Genomic DNA, 24,272 nt, shown 5'->3' with positions numbered 1-24,272 from the left:
ATTAAAATACTTGACCAAGCTGGAATTGAATACTTTGAGTTTTGTCACTCTGCTTCAAGTTAAATGGCTTGGCCCAGACAATTTTCAATGGGCCAACAGGAGAAATCCAGGTAAAGCCAAAACCGACTGAGTATCGCAGAGAGCCCACGTCAATTTTCTCTCCTTTGCCCCAAATATTACCAGCATCTGCAAAAACACTCAGGCGCATGGATTTATCATCTTTAACACCTGGAAAAGGTGCATATAATTCGAAATTATTTACGAAACGAACTACGCCCCCTACTGCATCCCCATTTTCATCTTTAGGACCCAATGAGCCTGACTTATAACCGCGAACGGAGTTTACACCACCCGCAAAATAATTCTTATAGAACGGAAGATCATCACCTGCATAGCCTCCGCCATAGCCTAATTCGACATTCCATGCAAAAGTGATCGGCGATTTCTGACGGAATGAATAGAAAAACTGACTCTGTGCCGAAAGCTTATAAAAAGTAAGATCGGATGGTGGGGTTGCTACTTCAGAGTTTAAGCGTTTATACCAGCCGCTAGTCGGAAACACCGCGGAATCACGATCATCCGCAGACCAGTTAGCTGTCAGTGAGTAGGTATCAGAAATATTGCCATATTTTTTGACATGATCTTTAACATAACTAGGCGAATTACTATTCGTAATCAACTTAAGGTTTTCATAATTAATCCCTAAACCAATTGTATTGTAATCACTAGTTGGCATTCCAAAATTAAAATTCAGCCCCTTAGACTCAGTAGAGTAATCACCTAACTCTAACTCATTTGGATCTGTTTTCCGCATATACAGACTCCAGCCAAATGAAATACCATCCGTTGTTGCATATGGATTATTCATTGACAAGGCGTAAGTCTTAGCAGCTGAACTATTATTCAATTCAGCTGAAAATCTTTTTCCAGTCCCTAGAAAATTAGCTTGCGAGACCGAAGCTTGAAATAATGCGCCTTCACTTTGACCATAGCCAACACCAAAGTTAAAATTACCCGTTTTTTGTTCAACAACTGAAACATTCATATCAACCTGATCGATGGCTTCGGGCACGATTGGTGTTTCAATATTCACTTCAGAAAAGTAACCTAATTGCTGCAAGCGCTGCTTTGAGCGTTTAATTTTTGACAAGTCGTACTCAGCAGATTCTATCTGCCTTAACTCGCGCCGAATCACCTCATCACGAGTCAAACTATTGCCGGCAATATTAATTCGGCGAACGTTAGTTTTTTTTCCCGGATCAACCATAAAATTAACAGAAACCAAATTTCCATTCTCATCAATCTCAGGAACAGGATTGATGTTGGCAAACGCATAGCCCTGCTCACCTAATAATTTGGACATTGCTGCGGCTGTTTTATTTATTTCTTCACGGGAATACACATCACCCGATTTGACACTAGCAAGCGCCAACAGCTGATCTTTATACTCGGGAAGGGCTGTAATAACATCAACAGCCCCTACTTTATACAAACCACCTTCACGCATATTGATGCTAAGATATATTTCACTTTTATCTTCAGACAACGCCACGCTAGTTGATTCAATCGCAAACTTGATATATCCATTATCAAGATAAAGTGATTTGATTGCTTCAATATCTGCGGAAAATTTCTGTTTGGAATATTGGTCTGCCTTGGTATACCAAGTCATCCAATTACTGGTACTAGCGCTCATAGCGTCAAGTAAATCAGCATCGCTGTAAACAGTATTCCCTACAAAATTAATCCCTTTGATTTGCGCAACGTCACCTTCAGAAATATCAATCTGCAAACCAACGCGATTACGATCCAGCTTGGTGACCGTTGCTTTGAGATCAACCGAATAGCGTCCACGGGAGTAATATTGCTGTTTTAATTCATTAACAGCAGAATCCAGCACTTCTTGCTGGAAAATCTGGCTTTCTGCCAGATTTTGTGATTTGAGCGCAGCTTTGACCTGATCTTTATCGATCAATTTCGCGCCATTGACATTGATCTGTGCAACTGTAGGTCTTTCGTCCACAGTCACAACAATCACATCCTGATCCGCCTCAATCCGCACATCATCAAAAAAGCCGGTCGCAAACAGATTGCGGATTGCAGTACTGGCTTTTGCCTGATCAAACGGCTCACCCACTTTAACACCCAGATAATTGAAAACCGTACCGGCATCGGTACGCTGCAAACCTTCTACGCGAATATCACGCACGGTGAATGAATCAAAAGCCAAAGCATTGATGCTCAGACTTGCAAGTGCTGCGCTAAGCAGCAGGTACATAGGCTTAAATTTCATTTTTATCGGCTGTTTAAAGTTGAGTGATTAGCCCAGAAGAAAGCGACTGGTATCGTTATATAGAGCCAGCGCCATCAGCATGAGCAAAAGAGAAAGGCCAATTTTCTGTAACCATTCCGTTACGAAATCGGGCACGATTCTACCTGTGACTAGTTCGTAGCTATGATACAGCAAATGACCGCCATCCAGAATCGGTACCGGCAACAGGTTCAGCACGCCAAGGCTAATACTGATTAGCGCTAGAAACTGCACATACGTCATCCAGCCTATTGCAGCGCTTTGCCCGGCATAATCAGCAATGCCAATCGGGCCACTAATCTGCTTGGGTGAAAGCACGCCAGTTAGCATTTTGCCGAACATCCGTAATGTCATCAGCGACATTTGATAGGTTTTCATTACCCCCATCTGGATTGCCGCAAGCGGATCGAGCTTGATCGTCATGACTTGCTGCTGGTCACGCAGCAAATCTGCTTTTGGCACAATACCCAGACGCGCGACCTGCTGCCCATTGATCGCTTCAAGCGCAGGTGCTGCACGCAGTGTAAGCACTTCAGCCCCACGTTTAATCGTCAATTCGAGATTGCGCCCTGACGATGCCACGACCCAACGCTGAACATCCTGCCATGTATTTACCGCCTGATGATTAATCGCAACGATTTCGTCGCCAATCCGCAGCCCCGCTTGCTGGGCTGGACTATTTTCCTGAACGACACCGATCACATTCAGACTGGAAAATGGGGAAATGCCCACCCTGGCCAGCATCTGCTGATCGAACTGTTCGGGCTTCAGCTGACCCAGTGGCAACTGACCATGGCGGATAGAGCCATCCTGTTTTTGCAATACAAAAGGGACCGACGCCTCGCCCGCCTGCGCAAGCAACTCCAGCTGCAGTTGATCCCAGCTCTCGACTGCAGTATTGGCAATCGATAAAACCTGGTCACCCACCTCAAAACCTGATCTGGCCGCCATACTCTGCACTTGCACGCTGGCAATATGCGGTTTTAGCGTTGGCACGCCAGCGCCGTAGCACAGCGCAAATGCTATGACAGCAAAGATGAAATTGGCTAACGGACCGGCAAAGACGACGGCTATTTTTTTGAGCGGATGTTGGCGATTAAAAGCACGCTGACGCTCGTCAGCGGTCAATGCCTGCTCGTTTTCATCCAGCATCCGAACGTAACCACCCAGTGGAATCATGGCAATCTGCCAGGTAGTTTCCCCGCGCTGCCATTTAAAAACCGGTTTGCCAAAGCCAATCGAGAAGGTTAATACCCCTACCCCGCATTGCCTTGCAACCCAATAGTGGCCGTACTCATGGATAAATACCAGCAAGGATATTGCAAAAACAAAGGCCAGCAGCGTTAGCATGCGATTGCAGTTCCCCACTTGGCAACCAAGGCCTGCGCATGAGTGCGCGCCTGATGATCGGCGGCGAGCAATTCATCCAGACTGCCCGCTGCAAGCCCTGCTTTGGCCATCAGTGTTGATTCGATCAATTGCGGTATCTGGGTAAAACGGATCTGTTCGGCAAGAAATGCGGCCACAGCCACTTCATTGGCAGCATTCAAAATCGCCGGCGCAGCGCCGCCCTCACGAATTGCCGCATAAGCCAGCCCCAAACAGGGAAAGCGCTGCTGATCCGGTGCTTCAAAATCAAGGCGGGCGATGGCAAACAGATCAAGGGGTTTCACTCCCGCGCTAATGCGTTCCGGATAGGCCAGGCCATATGCAATCGGCGTGCGCATATCAGGCGAGCCCAACTGCGCCATCACCGAACCATCACGATACTGCACCATCGAGTGAATCACACTTTGCGGATGCACAACAACATCAATTCGGTCGATCGGTGCATTAAACAGCCAGTGCGCTTCAATGACCTCCAGCCCTTTATTCATCAAGCTAGCTGAGTCCACTGAGATCTTTTTGCCCATCGACCAATTGGGGTGTTTGATCGCCTGTGCAGGCGTGATTTGCTCAAGTTGCGCCAGTGTGTGCGAACGAAATGGGCCACCTGATGCGGTAAGCAGCAGCTTCTCAATACCCGCCTTGGAAAAACTGCTGCCATACGGCTGCTCACGAAAATCAATTGGCAGCGACTGGTAAATGGCATTGTGTTCACTATCAATCGGCAATAGCTGAGCACCAGACTGGCATACCGCATCCATAAAAATCTGGCCGGCCAATACCAATGTTTCTTTGTTGGCGAGGAGCACCCGCTTGCCAGCTTGAGCAGCCGCTAAAGTAGCAGGCATACCCGCCGCCCCCACAATAGACGCCATCACAGTGTCCACTTCCGGTGCAATGGCGACACCAACCAAAGCCTGCTCACCCACCTGCACTTCAATATCCAGCGCCAGCGCTTTAAGGCCTTCACGCAATTGCTTGGCGCGCACCTCATCAAGAACCACGATGATTCTGGGCTGAAATTTCTGGCCTATTTCAAGCAATTTGTCGATCTGGCTAGCACCAGAAACAGCAAAGACAGAATACAGCTCAGGATGTTGCGCCACCACATCCAGCGTGCTCTGACCGATACTGCCCGTCGCACCCAGGATGGTAATTATTCTTTTCTTTTGAGGCATGGCGTAATTTCTCACACAGTGAAGCCAAAGCTAGATTAATTGCGACAAATAAATCACCGCACTGACAGGCAAGATGGCCAGCAGGCTATCAATTCGATCCAGCACTCCGCCATGACCGGGCAAGAGATTGCTACTGTCCTTGAGATTAACCTGGCGCTTGAATAAGGATTCCAGCAAATCACCCATCACGCTCACGGCAGTGAGCAGCAATGCAATCAACAGCCACAAAACGGCTTGCGCCACCGGGCCGGGAAACACTTCGCCCAATAAGACAAAAGGCTTGGGCAACAGCTGGACATAAATAATCACCGCCAATGCACCGCCATACACGCCCTCCCAGCTTTTTCCGGGGCTGATGGCTGGAGCCAGCTTGTTTTTGCCAAACGCCTTGCCAGAAAAATACGCAAATGTGTCAGCAACCCACGCCACCATCATCACGGCCAGCAACGTTGTGCCATCGGGATGAAGCACCACCATGGCAAGTGCGGCAGGCACCAGAATCGCCAAACCCAACAGTGCATTCATATTGCCAGCACGACTCAACACCCATTTTTGCCTGAGCCAGAGCGGCACCATTAGCAACCAGAAGATCGCCGAAACAAGCAGCAAGGCAATTTTGCTCTCAAGCGGCAAGCCATACCAGCTAATCAAGAAGGCAGCTGGCACCAGTGCGGGGTAGATTTTGGCCAACCAGCCAGACATTGAAGCAAGACGCTGCCATTCCCAAGCGGCAAAACCTAGCAAGCTTGCGCAAAACAATATCCATAAATTCTTGGGCAGGAAAAACAGCGCTGCCAGTACAATCGGCAGCAAGACACAGGCAGTAATAACTCGGGTTTTTAGCATGAGGAATCGCTCAGTTGCTCACTAATGCGGCCAAATCGTCTCTCACGCTGCTGAAACCACGCAATCGATTGATGCAATTGTTCGCGACCAAACTCCGGCCACGCCAAATCGGTGAAGTAAAGCTCGGTGTATGCCAACTGCCAGAGCAGGAAGTTGCTAATTCTTTGCTCCCCACCCGTGCGGATAAACAAATCAGGATCAGGCGCGTACGCCATCGACAAATAAGGCTGCAGATCCGTCTCGGCAAAACCGGCCAACAAGCCCGGCTGATCACGCAGCATAGCCTGCGTTGCCTGCATCACATCCCAGTGCCCACCATAATCAGCGGCAATAGTCAGGCATAAGCCCGTATTATTGGCCGTTTTCTGCTCAGCCAACTCAATCAATTGCACCAGCTCTGCGGAGAATTGGTCACGTCGGCCAATAATCTTCAGCCGGATATTATTGCGCTGCATACGCTCGATTTCACTATCGAGCACCTGCAGAAACAGCCCCATCAGAAATGAAACTTCATCGGCGGGACGTCGCCAGTTTTCGCTCGAAAAAGCAAAGACAGTCAGATAAGCCACCTGCAGCTCATCACACGCCCGAATCACATCACGCAGTGCATCTACACCCTTTTTGTGACCATAGATACGGGGCATCATCCGCTTTTTGGCCCAGCGGCCATTACCATCCATGATGATGGCAATGTGCTGCGGAATTTTGCCCTGGGTAAGATCGATTTCCTGCTCGCTGACGCGATTAAACAAAGCCACGCTCTACCGCCTTTCAATTAAACCGTCAGCAACTCTTTTTCTTTCTCGGCCAATTGGCGATCCAGTTCAGCGATGTATTTATCGGTCAGTTTCTGAATATCATCCTGACCACGACGCTCGTCATCTTCAGAGATTTCTTTATCTTTCAGTGCACGCTTGAGTTGATCATTCGCATCGCGGCGTACATTACGCACAGCAACGCGCGCATCTTCTGTTTCACCACGCACCACTTTGATCAGATCTTTACGACGCTCTTCAGTCAACATCGGCATGGGCACACGGATCAAATCGCCTTGCGCGGCCGGATTCAAACCCAGATCACAATCGCGAATGGCTTTTTCAACTTTGCCAACCATGTTTTTTTCGTAAGGCTGCGCACCAATCGTGCGTGAGTCAATCAGCGTAATATTGGCGACCTGATTCACAGGCACCATGCTGCCGTAGTACTCAACCTGCACATGATCAAGCAAGCCAGTATGCGCGCGGCCTGTACGAATCTTTGCCAAGTCAGTTTTTAACTTCTCGGCGGTTTTCACCATCTTTTCTTCAGTTGCTTTTTTGATATCCGCAATCATTTGGTAACCTCTACAACACTTCAGCAATAAAGACGTCTGCTCAATGGCATCCGCAATAAAAAACAGGCGGAATTATACCCGCCCGTCGAGATGATTTCGAAAAATATTGAGTTCGATACAATCTTAGCAGTGTACCAGCGTACCCTCGTCTTCCCCAAGCACGACACGCTTTAGTGCACCCGGCTTGAAGATACTCAATACGCAAATATTCATTTTCTGATCACGACACAAGGCAAATGCCGTTGCATCCATCACTTTCAAATTCCGACCAATTGCCTCATCAAACGTTACGGTCTGGTAACGCACAGCATCCGGATTTTTCTTTGGATCATCGGTATAAACACCATCAACCTTCGTGGCTTTCAATACAATATCAGCACCGACTTCCATACCGCGCAGCGCAGCTGCAGTGTCAGTGGTAAAGAAAGGATTACCAGTGCCAGCACCGAAAATGACGACTTTATTTTCTTCAAGGTAACGAATGGCTTTGCCACGCACATAAGGCTCGGCAACTTGCTGAATGGTCAAGGCTGACTGCACGCGAGAGACAATCCCCGCATGACGCATCGCATCTTGTAGCGCCAATGCGTTCATCACCGTCGCCAACATACCCATATAATCGGCCGTTGCACGATCCATTCCTGACGCAGCTGGCGCTACACCACGGAAGATATTTCCACCGCCAATCACCACGGCAACCTGCACCCCGAGATCAACGACTTCTTTGATTTCCTGCACGATCCGGTCAATCGTAGCGCGATTAATGCCGTAGCTATCGTCGCCCATCAATGCTTCGCCGGAGAGCTTTAACAGAATTCGTTTGTATTTTTTTGGCTGGCTCATACATAGTCCTTATTAAGTTTACCCGGGCGTGCTTGTGACGTACTCGTAAAACGCGGCGCGCATAGTCGTAGAAACGCCGCGCTTTAAGGCGCGGCGTTCATAAGCAATCTGCGCGACGCTTATTTAAGTCTAATTTATAGACTTAAAGTTGCGCTGCTGCAGCAACTTCGGCTGCGTAATCAACTACTTTCTTCTCAATGCCTTCGCCCACGGTAAACATAGTGAATGCATTGATAGAGGCAGCTTTTGATTTAACCAATTGCTCGATGGTTTGCTTGCCATCTTCGGCCTTGATGAACACTTGATTCAGCAAAGTCACTTCTTTCAGGAACTTGTTAACAGTACCTTCGGCGATTTTTTCCAGCATGTCGCCAGATTTACCTGCTTCTTTAGCGCGTTCAATCGCTACACGACGCTCGGTTTCAACGAGTTCAGCGTCAACACCTGAAGCATCCAGCGCTTTTGGCTTGCTTGCAGCAATGTGCATAGCCAAGTCGCGGCCCAGTTGCTCGTCGCCACCGCTAACATCAACCAGCACGCCGATTTTCGCGCCGTGCAGGTAAGCCGCCAATTGGCCAGCAGTTTCGTAACGTACAAAACGGCGCAAAGTCATGTTCTCGCCCAATTTGGCGATAATCGCGTTACGCGCTTCTTCAACTGTTTCACCAGAATCAGTCTTAACCGCACCCAATGCAGCCACATCAGCAGGATTACCCACAACAACGGCTTTCGCACACGCTTTGGCAAAGGCGGCGAAGTTTTCGTCTTTACCCACGAAGTCTGTTTCACAGTTCACTTCGATGAGGGCGCCAACTTTCTTGTCATCAGTAATAAATGCAACAACGGTACCTTCAGCAGCAGTACGGCCAGCCATTTTAGAAGCTTTGTTGCCTGATTTAATACGCAACACTTCTTCAGCTTTTTTGATGTCGCCATCTGCTTCAACCAGTGCTTTTTTGCACTCCATCATGCCAAGGCCGGTCAGTTCGCGCAGCTCGGCAACCATTTTTGCAGTAATTGCAGCCATGAAATTCTCCCGAATATAAGACTTCAGTTTATTGGGTCAATGTTACAAAAAAGGGGCTAAACGCCCCTTTTTAAAATGTGCTACTTCAGCGCCCGGATTACTCGGCAGCAGCTTCGCTAACTGCAGCAACCAAAGCCTGAGTTGCTTGGTTACGGCCTTCCAGCACCGCATCAGCTACTGCACGTGCGTACAGGCGGATTGCGCGAGAAGAGTCATCGTTACCTGGAATTACGTAGTCGATACCTTCTGGGTTGTTGTTAGTATCAACAACACCAATGACAGGGATACCGAGCTTGCGAGCTTCAACGATCGTACCAGCTTGGTAACCAGTGTCGATAACGAAAATCGCATCTGGCAAGCCACCCATCTCATTGATACCACCCAAAGAACGCTCAAGTTTTTCAACTTCACGTTTCATGTCCAGCAATTCTTTCTTGCCGTAGCCAGTGCCTTCAGCATTTTCCAACACAGCTTTCATGTCGTTCATGCGTTTGATCGATTGCTTAACTGTTTTGTAGTTAGTCAGCATACCGCCCAACCAGCGGTGATCAACGAATGGTGAATTTGCGCGAGTAGCTTCTTCAGCGATGATTTCGCGAGCAGCGCGTTTAGTACCTACGAACAATACGTTGCCCTTGTTTGCAGACAATTGACGCACGAATTTCAGTGCATCTTCAAACATTGGCAATGTTTTTTCGAGGTTGATAATGTGAATCTTGTTGCGAGCGCCGAAAATGAACTTGCCCATTTTCGGGTTCCAGTAACGGGTTTGGTGGCCGAAGTGTACGCCGGCTTCCAGCATATCGCGCATGCTAACAGACATTGATTTCTCCAAAGTCTCAGGGGTTAAGGTCTTCCGCCCGTAGGAACTAATCAAAGCACCCTTGAGATACGGACGGGAAAATTACTGCACAAACCATTTGCACAGCTAGTCGACGATTATAACCGCGAAAACCCGGAGAATTCAAGCTGGATGCCGACTTAAATTTTGCCCTCAACGTGGGTAGTCCGGATCACATCGCACCGCTTGGCAAACGCTCTGCAGTCTTTGCCGGCTTTCTTGCTGTAATGCCTCATCACGGAGAACGGTGGCAATCTCCAGCTGCAAGCGATAATCCTCAAGCAGCCAGGCTGGCTTTGCCAGCACACGATCCAGCTCAAGTGCCGCCTGAATATGCGGCAAAGCAGCGCCTGCTTGCTGCTGCCTGAGCAAAGCCAGAGCCTGCAGGCGATGTGCGTGGGCAATTTCAGCGCGCTCGGTAGCGGGGGCGGTAGCGAGCAATTGCCCGCTGATCATGGCGACCCGTGGCCAATCGAGCTTGCTGGCGGCAATTTTGGCCGCCAGATTGTGCTGTGCCCACTGCAGAGCACATGGTTTGGCGCACAGCCGCTCTGATTCAGCCAGATACATGGCCGCCACACCCACATCGGGCAAAGAGATCATCGCCAGTTGCAAGTGCGCTTGTGCACGGATCGCATCACCAAAGAGCACCTGCGCAAGCAGCGGCTTCAATGTGGCTTGCGCCACCTCCAACTGACCGAGTTTATGCTGCGCCTGAGCCAGACCCAGACGAGCCTGTCCTTGCCCCTGCCAATCGTCCAATGCCTGATAGCGGAGCAGCGTTTGCTGCCAATACTCGGCAGCGGAGGCTAGATCTTCCTGCTGTATTGCCCGCAAAGCTTTGCTGTGACTATCATGGACAGCCATACGTAGTGCAGGTATAGGCTCTTTGGGTGCACTGGAGCACGCTCCTAACAGGGCAAGCAGCAAAAGCAAACTCAATCGTTGCCAAAACATGATCGACTCTCCACGACTTATCGACTTTCCACGACTGGCGCCGTCAGCGCAGGTCGCTCAAGGCTACGACTTAAAGGCCAGATTTGTTGCACCGCCTCCAGCGTTTGATCGCTGCGGCGCAATAAATCGCCACCGTCGCGCACCATACCCGGAATCATCGGCGCCGACTGCTCCACGGTCGAGCGCAAAATACGCATGCTGGCGCTGGCGTCCTGCGTAATTGAATCAACACTGCGCAAACTGGCATCGGCACTGCGCAGCATTGACGGCATTTGCTGAGCCACTTCGCTGGCGATCAGATCAGCGCGGTTTAGAAATTGCTGGCTGCTTTGCAAATTGCTGCGCACCTCCTGATCGAGCAAACCATCAGTGCGTAAAAGCAGTTGGTCGATTTTCTCGCGCGTCTGGCGCACTTCGGCGGTGAGTTGCTGCACATTGCTCAGCGTCTGGCGAATATCGCCTTTTGGATCATTCAGGTAGTCAAAAGTCTGCTGAACCGAGTCAAAAATCGGCAAGGTACGATTGCGCAAATCCAGCGCAATATCCGATAAACCCAAAGTGGCGGCAAAAGTGAGCACCCCGCCTTCCTGCATCACCGCCACATTGCTGGAGCCACCTGAAATCTCGATAAAATGATCACCAATGACCCCGTCCTGCTGCAGCAAGGCAATCGAATCGAGCTTGATCCACTTCATATAACGCTCTTCAACCAGAATCTCGACATCGACCTTAGCCTGCTCATTGAGCGAGACTTCATCGACCACCCCGATCCGGAAGCCCGACAGGCGCACCTGCAAACCCGGCGCCAAGCCCGCGCCACTTTCGGCAACAAAATGCAGGCGGGTTTTCGGATTGAAGAGCCCCTGCCGCTCAGCCAGCACCGCAATCAAGCTGATGATAATCAAGCCGATCACAGCGGCAAACACCCCGACGCGCCAGCCTAGCAGCTGAAAACGCGGGTCAATATCTTTTAAAAATTGATGCTGTTTCATGACTCAAGCCACTTCATCGTGAGGTTCGGTTAGCAACTGAACGGGGGTATATCCTGCTGGCACTTCACCAGAAACAATCAGGATGCAATACTCAACCCCCGTATATGCATCATACAATTGAGCCAGTAAGCTATTGCGGTGGCGGGATTGCTGCAGCCAGGCCAGCCATTCGTGCTCGATCAGCAAAAACCGCGGCTGCTGCAACAAGGCGCGCAGCAAAGCGGCAATCCGGCGATGCGGCGTATCAAGCTGCGCAGGCAGCAAGGCCAGATTGTGCATCAGCAGCTGATGGTCAAAGTCAAAGGGCGCAAGCACGACCTGTAAGTGCGCATCCAGCTCGGCCAAACTCTCGCCCGAGTGATACCAGCTGGGCAGGACAATATTTTCCCACACGCGCAGATTGCTGACAAAGACCGGCTTGGCTTCCAGAATGCCCAAAGCGCCCTGCTCCAGCAAATGAATGCGGCGCGCCAGCTCGCTGATCAGCTGCTGGCTGGCGTCTTCATCGTCAAGCACAAAAGCGTAATTGCCCGGGCACGCCAGAGGATCGGGACTACATTGCCACTGACGTGGCGTTTTCAAATTCAGCGCCATCCATCTACACCAAAAAAGCCCAACATAAATCGAGCGCAAACAGCGCAAACAGGCCGCGCATCACCGCCCGCGATGCCGCACGCGGAATTTCGGTGGCGCTCAATTGCACATTCAAACCCGCCTGACACGCCAGAATACCGCCCGCCAGACCAAAGCTTGCCGCCTTGGCTAGACACAGCATCATCTCTTCCATTTTCAGAATCCGCTCCAGCGCCAGCACCTGATAGCTGGCGTCCCAGCCGGCAATCATCAGCACCCCGCCCAGCATGGCACCCAGCGCCATACAGGCGGTCAGCAGCACGGCCGAACTCATCATGCCCATCACACGCGGAAAAATCAGATAGCTGCTAATGGCAATATCCATACGCTCCAGTTCGCGCACTTCGCCATTAATCCGCATCGTCGCCAGCTCAATGGCAATCGCCGAAGCCGAACGCGCCATCACAATCAGCACAGTCAGCAACGGCGCCAGCTCGGTAAAGGTCAGCGATCCCAGCAGGCGCATTGCTGCATCGCGGCTTTGCCCATATTGGCCATGCAATTGCGCCACCACAATGCCACCGAGGGCAAAACCGATAAAAAACATGAGCCAGGCCGCTTCATTGGCCGTGAAATAAACCTGCTTCAAATACACCCGGCGCACCGGGGCACGGGCAAAGCCCGAAAAAGCGCGCAGTAAATAATGCCGCAGCCATCTTTTCAAAACACAAATCCCACCCATTTAAACAGACATGCCAACAGTCGCAACACAGCGGTGCGCAGCCAGCGCTATCGCCACGATAGCAACAAACGAATAGAACGTCACCGCACAAAGCTTTAAACTAGCGCGATTGTTTGCACCCGCAACATAGCTTTTGCCCGAATAACACTCACCATCAAAGGAATAATCATGGCGACTCAACACCACCGTTTGCTGATTCTAGGCTCAGGCCCTGCCGGTTACACGGCCGCAGTGTACGCTGCCCGTGCCAACTTGAAACCGGTGCTAATTACCGGCATTGCGCAAGGCGGCCAGCTGATGACCACAACCGACGTGGACAACTGGCCAGCCGACGCTGATGGCGTCATGGGCCCGGAATTGATGAGCCGCTTCCAGAAGCACGCCGAGCGTTTTGGCACCGAAATGATTTTCGACCATATCCATACCACGCACCTGAACGAAAAACCGATCCGTCTGGTGGGCGACTCTGGCGAATACACCTGCGACGCCCTGATTATCGCCACGGGCGCATCGGCACAGTATCTGGGTATTCCATCCGAAGAAGCGTTCTCTGGCCGCGGCGTATCGGCTTGTGCAACCTGCGATGGTTTCTTCTACCGTGGCAAACCGGTTGCCGTGGTAGGTGGTGGCAATACGGCAGTTGAAGAAGCGCTGTATCTGTCGAACATCGCCAGCCATGTCACGCTAATTCACCGTCGCGATACCTTCCGCTCGGAGAAAATCCTGATCGATCATCTGATGGAAAAAGTGGCTGAGGGCAAAATCACGCTGGAGCTGAACCAGACGCTGGACGAAGTACTGGGCGACGCCAGCGGCGTAACCGGCGCGCGCCTGAAGCAGTTTAACGGCGAAGCCACCAAGGAAATCGCTGTTGACGGCGTATTTATCGCGATTGGCCACAAACCGAACACCGATATTTTCAAAGGCCAGCTCGAGATGGACACCACCGGCTACCTGATCACGCAAGGCGGCCGTAACGGCAACGCCACTGCCACCAGCGTACCCGGCGTATTTGCCGCTGGCGATGTGCAAGACCACATCTACCGCCAAGCTGTGACTTCAGCTGCGAGCGGCTGCCAGGCCGCACTGGACGCAGATCGTTACCTGGAAAGCCTGCGTTAAACCAGGCAGGTATACGCCTACAGACCCATCTGCACCTTGCGTACAAGGCAATACCCAGAAGCCCCGGATAATATATTTTGTCCGGGGCTTTTTTATTACTGCACGGCAAAAGCCATCGCGGTAGCACCAGCATGGTGCACCGCAACGAGCTGACCGCCATCTTTCACCATATCTGTTGCATAGATTCAATATGCAGAAAAAAATGATGTGCTGTCTTTAAATTGACATACATAATTGACATGCTTGCTGGGCTGTACTCGGGGCCAAGTCACTCATCAAAAGTGTTCACGCAAGGCGCAAAGTCAAAGACAAGTACAAGCTGCACCGCGAGACCAAGCCACGCCGCATGAGCACTTTGGGTTTAAGACTGCCAAGGCCAAGAATTACTGGTTTAACCTTCAAAGAGGAATCACCATGTCTCTGCCGTCTACGTTCAAAACCTCTCGTCAACGTCGTTCTTTGGAAGAAGCACAGCGCAATATGGAAATCGCTGTGATGGGCACGTACCGGAAACAATTTGAAACCAAACGCCAGATCCGCAACGCCTTGGCCGATCTGGCCGCAGAGCGGGCCGAAAAATCGCTCGATTACCTCGAACAAGCCTGACCAAACCCAGCCCGCATTCAACTCCCGATATTTATCGGGGGTTTTTAGTCTCTCGCACCTCAAAACCTGCCGCCCCCTCCAATAAGTAGTTACGTGCAACTGATTGGAATGGATTTTGCTTGAGAGTAGGCTCTTAATGGGAGCTAAGCTTGAAACGTAATCTTGTTACTAATCTTTTAGAAAGTAAATTCATTTATTAAAAATGCAAGTCACTGATCTGTATATGGTATTTTAAATGCTGAAAATGATCGTTCTTTCCAAAAGGTTAGTAGGTCAGCTACTCATGCCAGACGAAGTATCGATACTGGAAAGTATGGCTCAGCATCATCACCATGCCAATTTTCGCCCGAGAGCCTTGGGTTTATTGGCTTTGCATGAAGGTGAGTCACCCAAGAATGTGAGCAAAATTTTACGTATGAGCGCGCAAATGGTTTATGAGTGGGCAAGTCGCTGGCGTGAACGTGGGATTTTGGGGATTCTTGGCGGCAATATCGGTGGTCCTCCACGCAAATTAACGCATGAAATGCTCGATTATGCGGCAGAGGTGGCGAGACAAGAGCCGATGACGCTGGCAAAGATTGCCGTCAAGGTGAAGGATCGCTTTCCAGATGCCAGGCCATTTAGTGAAGATCGATTGTCGGCTGGTTTACGCGCACGGGGATTGTCATTCAAGCGCACACGTCTGTCCTTAGAAAAAAACGGAGCGAAGAGTATTTCCGTGCCACAGAGCGGGCATTGGCAATGATGAAAGAACAGGCAAAAGTGGGTGAAATCGAGTTGCGATATGGTGATGAGAGCGGTTTTTCTTGCTTGCCAAGTATTCAGGGTGCTTGGGCTCCGCTGGGCGAAACCCATCAGGCTGATGCCAGTGTCGGCCGCAAGCGCGCCAATGTGATTGGAGTGCTGGATTATGCCAAAGGGTCTTTGGACTACAGGCTGTTTGAGCATTCAATCAAGCGGCCACAGGTGGTTGAATTTATAGATGGACTGGCGAAGAAATCCGACCCGGAGCGGCTAACAGTTCTGGTGATGGATAACGCGAAAGTGCATCACAATTTTGGTGAAGAGGTGGTCAATCGTTGGTTGGTAGATCATCGTTTTGTGGTGATGTACTTGCCAGCGTATAGCCCCGAGCTCAATTTGATTGAGATCGTGTGGAAACACGCCAAGCATTTTTGGCGAAGCTTCAAGTCGTGGGGCAAGGATAAATTGGTCGAAGAAGTCCATGCTCTTTTATCCGGTTTCGGTTCGAAATTTAAAATCAGTTATGCGTAACTACTTAGCATTCTGTTAGCTGTGCTGCCCGCGCCTCATCACAGTTTCCCCGTCCTCATTCAAGCTTGTTTTTCACCACGCACGGCAATGGGATAGGCTCCTCCCTCCTGATACGGCATCAAGCGCGGTAGGTTGGGTTGAGCGCAGCGAAGCCCAACGCGACAGCAGCAATTTTGCTCATGTGCTGCAGCTTTGCGGTAAGGTCAACATCGTCAAGCTGGCGAGAGTAGCTCTTAACAAGAAGCATAGGTATACGCCTGTAGCTTTTAACTTTAAAGGGCTAAAGGCATATACCCTTCACAATCAGTAGCCAGCTACACCGGCTACTCGCCGCCACCAGCCGCCTAGGCCAGGAAACCTTGGCTTTCGATCCCGCTGGCAATCTGCCCGGCCCGCAAACGGCCGGGCAAGTCACCGCGGGGCGATGCCACCAGCCGCCCCATGCTTAGAAAGAATGCGGGCAGCCAGCTGCTATACGTAGCCTGATATAATCGCGTCAACTTTCCTCGTAGTGCCAAGATAATGACGCTCCCTGCCCTGCCCCCAGCTTCCAATATTGTGCAACGCTTGCAAATCGCCACGCCACATGGCTCGGGTGATGCGCGGCTGCTGGCCGAATATGTGGGCGAGGTGAAATTACTGGTGGTGATCACCGCCAGCGCACAGGAAGCGGCGCGCATTAAAGATGAGATGGCGTTTTTCCTGCCCGACAAAAACATCGTGCAGCTGCCCGATTGGGAAACGCTGCCCTATGATCATTTCTCGCCGCATTCGGATTTGATCAGCGAGCGGCTCGCCGCGCTGTGGCAAGTGCGGCAAGGCGCGGCCGATGTGCTGGTGGTGCCTTTGCAAACGGCAATGGGCGTGTTTGCGCCGGTCGAGTTTCTGACTGGAACGACTTTTTTCCTGAAAAAAGGCGAAAAGCTCGACGCCGAAAAACTGCGCGCCGATATGGCGTTTGCTGGTTACAACCACGTCACACAGGTGTACGGGCCGGGCGAATTTTCAATTCGCGGCGGCCTGATCGATTTATTCCCGATGGGCAGCACACTGCCATTCCGGATTGATCTGTTTGACGATCAGATTGAAACCATCCGCACTTTTGACGTCGATACGCAGCGCAGCCTCTACCCCGTACCCGAAATTCGCCTACTGCCAGCGCGCGAATTTCCGACCGATGACGCGGGCAAGACCAAATTCCGCCAGCGTTTTCGCGAAGTGTTTGAAGGCGCGCCGACCAATGCGCGCCTGTATAAAGATGTCAGCAATGGCATTATCCCTGCGGGGATCGAGTATTACCTGCCGCTGTTTTTCGATGCCACCGCTACGCTATTTGATTACCTGCGGACTGATTTCGAACAGGAAGGGGTATTGGCACTGCACGGTGATCTAGCTTCGGCTGCAGAGCAATACTGGCAAGATATTGCCGAGCGTCATAAGCTCAACATCGGCGACAAAGATCGCCCGCTGCTGCCGCCACGCGATCTGTTTCTCGCTCCCGACGTGCTGTTTGCTCATCTTAAACAATGCCGCCGCATTGAATTAACACAATCCACAACCAGCATTACCCAACCCTTGCCTGCGCTCGATGTAGACCGCCGCAGCGAAAACCCGATTTCCAAACTCACCAACTTTGCCGCGCACTATCCGGGCCGGATTTTGCTGGTGGCCGAAAGTCTGGGCCGCCGCGAGACGATGGCGCAATTCTTCGCCGAATACGGCTTTAAACCTGAGCTGGTCGACAACTGGCTTGAGGCCAAAGCCAGCAAGGCTAAAGTCCAGCTGATCGCTGCACCGATTTTCCGTGGCTTTGTTTGGCAGTCCGAATCGCTGGCCGTAATTTGCGAGGCGGATCTCTACCCCGCCGTGATTCAATCGCGCGGCAAAAAGCAGCAAAAACGCAGCAATACCGATGCAATGCTGCGCGATCTATCCGAGCTCAAAATCGGCGACCCTGTCGTACACGAAGCACACGGCATTGGCCTGTATATGGGCCTGACGTCAATGGATTTAGGCGACGGCAATACCGAATTACTGTTAATTGAATACGCTGGCGGCGATAAATTGTATGTACCAGTCAGCCAACTACACGTCATTTCGCGCTATTCAGGCGGCTCAACCGAAAATGTGAATGTCCACAAACTCGGCTCTGGCGCGTGGGAGAAAGCCAAACGCAAAGCCGCCGAGCAAGTACGCGACACCGCGGCCGAATTGCTCAATCTGTACGCGCGCCGCGCCGCGCGCCAAGGCCATGCGTTTGAATGGAGCCCGCACGATTACCAAGCCTTTGCCGCTGGCTTTGGCTTTGAAGAAACCGCCGATCAGGCCGCGGCGATTGAAGCGGTGCTGGTCGATATGCGCACCACACAGCCAATGGATCGTTTGGTCTGTGGCGACGTGGGCTTTGGTAAAACCGAAGTCGCGCTGCGCGCGGCGTTCTGCGCAGTCGCAGGTGGCAAGCAAGTCGCCGTCTTGGTGCCGACGACGCTACTGGCTGAGCAGCATTATCAAAATTTTGCTGACCGTTTTGCTGACTGGCCGATTAAAGTTGCCGAATTGTCGCGCTTTAGATCAGGCAAAGAAACCGCCGCCGCGATCAAGGGGCTGGCCGATGGCACCGTTGATATCGTGATCGGCACGCATAAATTGGTGCAGCCTGATGTCGAGTTTGCCAAACTTGGGCTGGTTATTATTGATGAGGAACACCGCTTTGGCGTGCGCCAGAAAGAGCAACTGAAAGCGCTGCGCGCCAATGTCGATGTGTTGACACTCACCGCGACGCCGATTCCGCGTACGCTGGCGATGAGCTTGGAAGGCTTGCGCGACTTTTCGGTGATTGCCACGGCGCCGAATAAACGCCTCGCAGTGAAAACCTTTGTCGCGAAATTTTCTGATGGCATTATCCGCGAAGCGGTGCTGCGCGAACTCAAGCGTGGCGGGCAGGTTTTCTTCTTGCACAATGAAGTCGAAACCATTGAAAACATGCGCGAAAAATTAGCGCTACTGTTACCCGAAGCTCGTATTGGCGTCGCCCACGGCCAGATGCGCCCCACCGATCTGGAGCATGTAATGCGCGACTTTAACCAGATGCGCTTTAATGTGCTGCTGTGTACGACGATTATCGAAAACGGGATCGACATTCCGAACGCCAATACGATTTTGATGAATCGCGCCGACAAATTCGGCCTGTCGCAACTGCACCAAATGCGCGGCCGCGTTGGCCGTAGCCATCACCAAGCCTATGCCTACCTACTGGTGCCGGATGTCGATGGCATTTCGAAAGACGCGAAAAAACGCCTTGAAGCGATCCAGATGATGGAAGAATTGGGATCAGGCTTCTATCTGGCGATGCATGACTTGGAAATCCGTGGTGCCGGTGAAGTGCTCGGCGACTCGCAATCGGGTGAAATGCAGGAAATTGGCTTTGCGCTGTATAGCCAAATGCTCAAACAAGCAGTAAAAGCCCTCAAAGCAGGTAAAGAGCCAGATCTGAGCCAACCGCTAGGCGTCACCACCGAAATCAATCTGCACGCGCCCGCGCTGCTGCCCAATGATTATTGCCCGGATGTGAACGAGCGCCTGTCGCTATATAAACGCCTTGCCAGCGTAGAGAACACCGATGAATTAAACGACATCCATCAGGAAATGATCGACCGCTTTGGCCTGCTGCCCGATCCGGCCAAAGTGCTGCTCGACTGCCACCGCCTGCGCATGCTGGCTGGCCCGCTAGGCATTAGCAAAATCGACGCGGCCGATACCGCGATCATTATTCATTTCTTACCCAAAACCACAGTTGATCCGATGAAGATCATCTCGCTGATCCAGAGCAAGAAAAATTACAAACTGGCTGGCCAGGACAAGCTGCGCGTTGAAGGCAACTGGCCGGAGAGCGTGCTGCGTGCAGTGCGGGTTAAAGAACTGATTAACGAGCTGCACTAATGAAAACTAGTCAAACCAATCAGAAAACTAGCCAAACCAATCCCAACCAGATGGATTTAAGCAGCCTGGAGGCAAACGATTGGCCGCTGCTCGCCGCGTTTGCCTGCTATGGCGCTGGGCTGGCGCAAAACCGCTTGTTCAGTATTGTGAACGATGCACAAGCGCCAGGCGGCATTCACTTTACGCTGGAAACCCTGAAAGCTGCGCTGGCGCGCCTGATGCTCAAACGCATCATCAAGTCGGCGCAATTTCAAGGCTTTGAGCTCGATAGCCAGTGGCAATGGCCGATATTGCACGCCTTACAAGCGCAAGGCAGCTTGCAAAACTGGCTCAATATCACACGCAAACACCAGCCCACCATCCAGCCGTGGGAAGCAGGCAGCCAGCGCGCCTGGGCGCAGCGAGCCTTGCAGGCGGCGCTGAGCGATGATGCATTGGCTTGCGGTCAGGCGCTGTATCAGATGGGGGCCAATGGCATGAGCGCTGAGGCACTGCAACGCCACCCCACGCAGCTATTGTTCGAGCCTGCGGCCAAAGACCTGTTTCACCAGTGCAGCGCAGCCACGCAAGCGGCGCTACTAAGCGATTATTTCCATTTTGCCTGCCGCGCCCTGCTCCCTGCCACGGCGCAATACCATTTTGCCTGCGCGCATTTCACCGCACGCTTTGCAGGCAATAGCGAGCTGGCCGAATACCTGAGCTGGCAAGCGATATTGCGCGGCGATCTGGCGCGGATTGCATTGTTTCATGGGGCGCTGGAGGTGCCTACGCAGGCCGAAATCGGCATTATGCTGATGGTGCTCAAGGGCGATTACAGCCGCAGCGTCAAGTTTGGCTTCGAGCTGCTGGCGGCCATCAAAAAAATGAGCAATAAGCGCAAAGTCGCCATCGGCGGCCCGGCCGGGCTGTTTTATAGCGCAGCGCTGTTTGCCGAGCCACGCAATGGCGAATATCTGGCCGCGCTGCAAACCCAGTTTGAAGTGGGCGACAAAGCGCGCTACTCGGCGGTGTATGACATCCATTTGCCGTGGATCAAGCAGCTGGCCAGCCATACCCCGGCCTCGCCGCAAACACATCACCTGCCCGCCGCCACGCTGGGGCTGGACGGCGTGTTTGATTTGTTACTGCTGTACTGGCAGGAGCAAACGCTGGATCGCGACTGGCAGCATGAGCTGGAGGCGCGGCTAGAGCAATGGCAGGCGTATAGCTGGGTGCGCGAAGAGCTGGCCTTGCTGCTTGATCGCAGCTTCGATACCCGCTGGGCCACGCCGGACTGGCATGCCGAACATGGCATCAAGCCGCTGATCGATATCGTCAAGCTTGAACCCGTCTGGCAACGTGCGCTCACGGCGCTCAGTCAATTCAATAAATCCCCAGCGGTGGCGCCCGCAGCGAGTATGCGGCTGGCCTGGCTGATCACGGCCGGGCGCAGCGGCGTGCTGCTTGAACCACGCGAGCAAAAGGTCAACACAAAAGGTGTGTGGAGCAAAGGCCGCGCCGTGGCGCTCAAACGCCTGCTTCAAGGCGACCCGGCGCTCAATTACCTGAGCGAAGCCGATCGAAACATCAGCAGGTATATCTCTACAGACTACGGATACTATGGCGATACAGGCTATACCCTAGATGGTGAAGCGGCATTACCCGAACTGATCAAGCACCCCTACGTATTCTGGAGCGATTCGCCCGATGTACGCATCGACGTGGTGGCGGGCGAAGTGACGCTCAATTTAAAAGAGACTGCTGGCAAAATCTCGCTCAAGCTCGACCCCGCCATTACGGCTGGTCAGAGCACACTCTGGCGCAAGGAAACGCCAACGCGGCTGGCGGTGTATCGGATTACGCCCGACATTACGCAAATTGCCGGCATTCTGGGCAAAGGGCTGACCGTGCCGTCCGAGGCCAAGCCACAGCTGGTCGAGGCGATCACGGCGATTGCGCCGCATATTACGATTCATTCCGACCTGCCCGAATTATCGGCGCACATTGATAGCGTGGCGGCCAATCCGCTGATTTACGCGCATTTGCTACCGATTGAAAGCGGCTTGCGCTTGCAGTTTCTGGTGCGCCCGCTGCCCGAGAGCGGCTGGTTTATCCCCGGCAAAGGCGCGGCCAATGTGCTGGGTGAGCTGGAAGGCAAAACAGTCCAGGCGCAGCGTGACCTGAAAGCCGAGAAAAAAGCCCATCAATTCATCCTCGGCCATTGCACCGCGCTGGCCGAGGCGATCTCGAGCGACAACGACTGGCAGCTCGATACGCCCGAACTCTGCCTGGAATTGCTCGCCCAATTGCGCGAGCTGCCCGCCGGGCAAGTCGAGCTGGTCTGGCCCGAAGGCGAGCGATTTAGGCTTAAGGCCTCGCGCGCGATGTCGCAATTGAAAATGGGCATTAAGCAGCAAGGTGACTGGTTTGTGGTCAACGGCGAAATCACACTCGATGATGGCAAGGTGCTGCAATTGCGCCAGCTATTATCTTTGCTCGATGGCTCGCCCGGGCGCTTTATTCAATTGGGTGAGCACGATTATCTGGCGCTCACCGACAATCTGCGGCGCAGACTCGAAGAGCTGCGCGCCTTGTCTGAGGACAGCAAAGATGGCCTGAAAGTGAATCTATTGGCCAGCGGCGCGCTATCTGAACTCACCGCCGAAGCCGGTGAAGTGCAAGCCGATAAGGAATGGCAAGCGCATCTGGCCAAGCTCGACACTTTGGCACAGCACCAACCTAAAGTACCCTCCACCCTGCAAGCCACGCTGCGCGATTATCAGCTCGAAGGCTTTCAGTGGCTATCACGCTTGGCGCACTGGGGGGTTGGCGCTTGCTTGGCCGACGATATGGGCTTGGGCAAAACGGTGCAAACGCTGGCGCTATTGCTCGAGCGCGCGCCCAATGGCCCGGCGCTGGTCGTTGCGCCAACGTCGGTGGCGATTAACTGGCAAGCCGAAACCGCCAAATTTGCCCCGACGCTAAAGATTCGCAACTATCAAAGCGAGCGCTCTTTGAGTGACTTGTCACCATTCGATCTGGTCGTCGTCAGCTACGGCTTGTTTCAGCAAGAAGCCGAGGCTTTTGCTGCGCCGCATTGGCATACCGTCGTACTGGATGAAGCGCAGGCGATTAAAAACGGCCAAACCCGCCGCAGCCAGGCGGCCATGAACCTGAATGCCGATTTCAAAATGATCGCCACTGGCACGCCGATGGAAAACCATCTGGGCGAGCTGTGGAATCTGTTCCGCTTTATCAACCCCGCGCTGCTCGGCTCGCAGGAGCGCTTTAAAAAGCGCTTTGCGCAGCCGATTGAAGATGGGCAAAGCGATGCCAAGCACGCCAAGCTCGCGCTCAAAAAGCTGATCGCGCCATTTATGCTGCGCCGAACCAAAACGCAGGTGCTAACCGAGCTACCCGCGCGTACCGAAATCACGCATAAAGTGCCGCTCTCCAGCGAAGAAATGCATTTATACGAAGCGCTGCGCCAGCAGGCGGTAGAAAAACTCGACAGCATGAAGCCACAAGAGGGCAACAAACCGCTGCAAGTGCTGACCGAAATCACCAAACTGCGCCGCTTCTGCTGCAACCCGAGATTAGTCATGCCCGAAAGCCAAATGGCCGGCAGCAAGCTAATCGCCTTTGCCGAAATCGCCGAAGAATTGCTCGACAACAATCACAAAGCCCTAGTGTTTAGCCAGTTTGTCGATCATCTGACCATCGTGCGTGACTGGCTCGACAGCAAAGGCATTAGCTACCAGTATCTGGATGGCAGCACCAGCATCAAACAGCGGCAAAAGGCGGTGAACGATTTTCAAGCGGGCGTCGGTGACATCTTCCTGATCAGTCTGAAAGCCGGTGGCTCAGGGCTAAACCTGACCGCAGCCGATTACGTGATCCACCTCGACCCGTGGTGGAATCCGGCAGTCGAAGATCAGGCGTCCGACCGCGCCCACCGGATGGGCCAGCAACGCCCAGTGACGATTTATCGACTGGTGGCAGAAGGCACCATCGAAGAGCAAATCGTCGCCCTGCACCACAATAAACGCGATCTGGCTGATTCATTGCTTGAGGGTGGCGACACCAGCGGCAAGCTGGATGCGGAGGCTTTGCTGAGTTTGCTGAAGAGCTCGCACTAGGGGTATAACCCCAAAGGCTATATAAATAAATGCCTAGCTGCAAATACAATGACCGGTATGGCGGACATACTCTATTCGTATTGATGATTCGTTGTCATGACTGTGCTACGCCTGACTCTGCACACTCAGCAGGCGTAGCGCAGCAGCCCCATCCGGCTGTGCACTTTCAGACATAGGCTGCTC

19 protein-coding genes are annotated in these 24,272 nt (G+C 52.5%); 6 read left to right on the top strand and 13 right to left on the bottom strand.

All coding sequences use genetic code 11. The annotated features are described in order from the left end of the window. Window position 1: 1 nt before the first annotated feature. From bamA to FLS37_RS04140, 13 genes are all read right to left on the bottom strand, one after another. The gene (gene bamA, locus FLS37_RS04200; protein WP_232522483.1) at window positions 2-2,293 is read right to left on the bottom strand and encodes an outer membrane protein assembly factor BamA; all 2,292 of its coding nucleotides are present in this window, start codon (window positions 2,291-2,293) and stop codon (window positions 2-4) included. A 27-nt stretch (window positions 2,294-2,320) separates the two neighbouring features. Next, the gene (gene rseP / locus FLS37_RS04195) at window positions 2,321-3,661 is read right to left on the bottom strand and encodes an RIP metalloprotease RseP (protein WP_157314685.1); all 1,341 of its coding nucleotides are present in this window, start codon (window positions 3,659-3,661) and stop codon (window positions 2,321-2,323) included. After that, window positions 3,655-4,875, bottom strand: a complete 1,221-nt coding sequence (ispC, locus tag FLS37_RS04190; RefSeq protein WP_157314684.1) for a 1-deoxy-D-xylulose-5-phosphate reductoisomerase — start codon at window positions 4,873-4,875, stop codon at window positions 3,655-3,657. Before ispC ends, rseP begins: the two co-directional genes overlap by 7 nt. Window positions 4,876-4,905: 30 nt before the next feature. Continuing rightward, on the bottom strand, window positions 4,906-5,721 hold the full coding sequence (locus FLS37_RS04185) for a phosphatidate cytidylyltransferase (protein WP_157314683.1): 816 nt from the start codon (window positions 5,719-5,721) through the stop codon (window positions 4,906-4,908). Continuing rightward, entirely contained in the window at window positions 5,715-6,479 is a 765-nt protein-coding gene (locus tag FLS37_RS04180; RefSeq protein WP_157314682.1) for an isoprenyl transferase, read from the bottom strand. The genes FLS37_RS04185 and FLS37_RS04180 overlap by 7 nt, the downstream gene beginning before the upstream one ends. Window positions 6,480-6,496: 17 nt before the next feature. After that, window positions 6,497-7,054 carry a ribosome recycling factor gene (gene frr, locus FLS37_RS04175; RefSeq protein WP_157314681.1) on the bottom strand — a complete coding sequence of 186 codons (558 nt, stop codon included), beginning with the start codon at window positions 7,052-7,054 and terminating at the stop codon, window positions 6,497-6,499. Window positions 7,055-7,177: 123 nt separating this feature from the next. Next, window positions 7,178-7,897, bottom strand: a complete 720-nt coding sequence (gene pyrH, locus FLS37_RS04170) for a UMP kinase (protein WP_157314680.1) — start codon at window positions 7,895-7,897, stop codon at window positions 7,178-7,180. 142 nt (window positions 7,898-8,039) lie between these two features. Further along, window positions 8,040-8,924 carry a translation elongation factor Ts gene (gene tsf, locus FLS37_RS04165; protein WP_157314679.1) on the bottom strand — a complete coding sequence of 295 codons (885 nt, stop codon included), beginning with the start codon at window positions 8,922-8,924 and terminating at the stop codon, window positions 8,040-8,042. Window positions 8,925-9,021: 97 nt separating this feature from the next. Continuing rightward, complete coding sequence (gene rpsB, locus FLS37_RS04160; RefSeq protein ID WP_157314678.1) at window positions 9,022-9,747, bottom strand: 30S ribosomal protein S2; 726 nt, start codon at window positions 9,745-9,747, stop codon at window positions 9,022-9,024. A gap of 171 nt (window positions 9,748-9,918) precedes the next feature. Continuing rightward, window positions 9,919-10,632 carry a hypothetical protein gene (locus FLS37_RS04155; RefSeq protein WP_157314677.1) on the bottom strand — a complete coding sequence of 238 codons (714 nt, stop codon included), beginning with the start codon at window positions 10,630-10,632 and terminating at the stop codon, window positions 9,919-9,921. A 107-nt stretch (window positions 10,633-10,739) separates the two neighbouring features. Further along, window positions 10,740-11,714: an MlaD family protein gene (locus tag FLS37_RS04150; RefSeq protein ID WP_157314676.1), complete on the bottom strand. Its 975-nt coding sequence runs from the start codon at window positions 11,712-11,714 to the stop codon at window positions 10,740-10,742. A gap of 3 nt (window positions 11,715-11,717) precedes the next feature. Then, window positions 11,718-12,308, bottom strand: coding sequence for a hypothetical protein (locus FLS37_RS04145; RefSeq protein ID WP_157314675.1), 591 nt, complete (start codon window positions 12,306-12,308; stop codon window positions 11,718-11,720). Between the two features lie 4 nt (window positions 12,309-12,312). Then, the gene (locus tag FLS37_RS04140) at window positions 12,313-13,011 is read right to left on the bottom strand and encodes an ABC transporter permease (RefSeq protein ID WP_157314674.1); all 699 of its coding nucleotides are present in this window, start codon (window positions 13,009-13,011) and stop codon (window positions 12,313-12,315) included. A gap of 186 nt (window positions 13,012-13,197) precedes the next feature. Here FLS37_RS04140 and trxB point away from each other — a divergent pair, with 186 nt between their 5' ends. From trxB to FLS37_RS04110, 6 genes are all read left to right on the top strand, one after another. After that, complete coding sequence (trxB, locus tag FLS37_RS04135) at window positions 13,198-14,151, top strand: thioredoxin-disulfide reductase (RefSeq protein WP_374756827.1); 954 nt, start codon at window positions 13,198-13,200, stop codon at window positions 14,149-14,151. A gap of 414 nt (window positions 14,152-14,565) precedes the next feature. Next, window positions 14,566-14,757 carry a hypothetical protein gene (locus tag FLS37_RS04130; protein WP_157314673.1) on the top strand — a complete coding sequence of 64 codons (192 nt, stop codon included), beginning with the start codon at window positions 14,566-14,568 and terminating at the stop codon, window positions 14,755-14,757. Between the two features lie 235 nt (window positions 14,758-14,992). After that, the gene (locus FLS37_RS04125; protein ID WP_157314672.1) at window positions 14,993-15,502 is read left to right on the top strand and encodes a helix-turn-helix domain-containing protein; all 510 of its coding nucleotides are present in this window, start codon (window positions 14,993-14,995) and stop codon (window positions 15,500-15,502) included. Beyond that, window positions 15,391-16,032, top strand: a complete 642-nt coding sequence (locus tag FLS37_RS04120) for an IS630 family transposase (protein ID WP_157314814.1) — start codon at window positions 15,391-15,393, stop codon at window positions 16,030-16,032. The genes FLS37_RS04125 and FLS37_RS04120 overlap by 112 nt, the downstream gene beginning before the upstream one ends. 522 nt (window positions 16,033-16,554) lie before the next feature. After that, window positions 16,555-19,971, top strand: coding sequence for a transcription-repair coupling factor (gene mfd, locus FLS37_RS04115; RefSeq protein WP_157314671.1), 3,417 nt, complete (start codon window positions 16,555-16,557; stop codon window positions 19,969-19,971). Continuing rightward, window positions 19,971-24,089 (top strand): DEAD/DEAH box helicase, encoded by a 4,119-nt coding sequence (locus FLS37_RS04110; RefSeq protein ID WP_157314670.1) that lies wholly within the window; start codon window positions 19,971-19,973, stop codon window positions 24,087-24,089. Before mfd ends, FLS37_RS04110 begins: the two co-directional genes overlap by 1 nt. Window positions 24,090-24,272 lie beyond the last annotated feature (183 nt).

This window comes from Chitinibacter sp. GC72 (genome assembly GCF_009760905.1).
Taxonomy (GTDB): Bacteria; Pseudomonadota; Gammaproteobacteria; order Burkholderiales; family Chitinibacteraceae; genus Chitinibacter.
Note: the sequence above shows the minus strand (reverse complement) of the source record. Positions and strands in the feature narration are given on the sequence as shown.

Excerpts from the sequence above, each read along its gene's own strand:
- trxB (WP_374756827.1), top strand. The coding sequence starts at position 13,198 with ATGGCGACTCAACACCACCGTTTGCTGATTCTAGGCTCAGGCCCTGCC.
- FLS37_RS04150 (WP_157314676.1), bottom strand. The coding sequence starts at position 11,714 with ATGAAACAGCATCAATTTTTAAAAGATATTGACCCGCGTTTTCAGCTG.
- FLS37_RS04145 (WP_157314675.1), bottom strand. The coding sequence starts at position 12,308 with ATGGCGCTGAATTTGAAAACGCCACGTCAGTGGCAATGTAGTCCCGAT.
- bamA (WP_232522483.1), bottom strand. The coding sequence starts at position 2,293 with ATGAAATTTAAGCCTATGTACCTGCTGCTTAGCGCAGCACTTGCAAGT.
- frr (WP_157314681.1), bottom strand. The coding sequence starts at position 7,054 with ATGATTGCGGATATCAAAAAAGCAACTGAAGAAAAGATGGTGAAAACC.
- ispC (WP_157314684.1), bottom strand. The coding sequence starts at position 4,875 with ATGCCTCAAAAGAAAAGAATAATTACCATCCTGGGTGCGACGGGCAGT.
- mfd (WP_157314671.1), top strand. The coding sequence starts at position 16,555 with ATGACGCTCCCTGCCCTGCCCCCAGCTTCCAATATTGTGCAACGCTTG.
- rseP (WP_157314685.1), bottom strand. The coding sequence starts at position 3,661 with ATGCTAACGCTGCTGGCCTTTGTTTTTGCAATATCCTTGCTGGTATTT.
- pyrH (WP_157314680.1), bottom strand. The coding sequence starts at position 7,897 with ATGAGCCAGCCAAAAAAATACAAACGAATTCTGTTAAAGCTCTCCGGC.
- FLS37_RS04185 (WP_157314683.1), bottom strand. The coding sequence starts at position 5,721 with ATGCTAAAAACCCGAGTTATTACTGCCTGTGTCTTGCTGCCGATTGTA.
- FLS37_RS04130 (WP_157314673.1), top strand. The coding sequence starts at position 14,566 with ATGTCTCTGCCGTCTACGTTCAAAACCTCTCGTCAACGTCGTTCTTTG.
- FLS37_RS04110 (WP_157314670.1), top strand. The coding sequence starts at position 19,971 with ATGAAAACTAGTCAAACCAATCAGAAAACTAGCCAAACCAATCCCAAC.
- rpsB (WP_157314678.1), bottom strand. The coding sequence starts at position 9,747 with ATGTCTGTTAGCATGCGCGATATGCTGGAAGCCGGCGTACACTTCGGC.
- FLS37_RS04155 (WP_157314677.1), bottom strand. The coding sequence starts at position 10,632 with ATGGCTGTCCATGATAGTCACAGCAAAGCTTTGCGGGCAATACAGCAG.
- FLS37_RS04125 (WP_157314672.1), top strand. The coding sequence starts at position 14,993 with ATGCTGAAAATGATCGTTCTTTCCAAAAGGTTAGTAGGTCAGCTACTC.
- tsf (WP_157314679.1), bottom strand. The coding sequence starts at position 8,924 with ATGGCTGCAATTACTGCAAAAATGGTTGCCGAGCTGCGCGAACTGACC.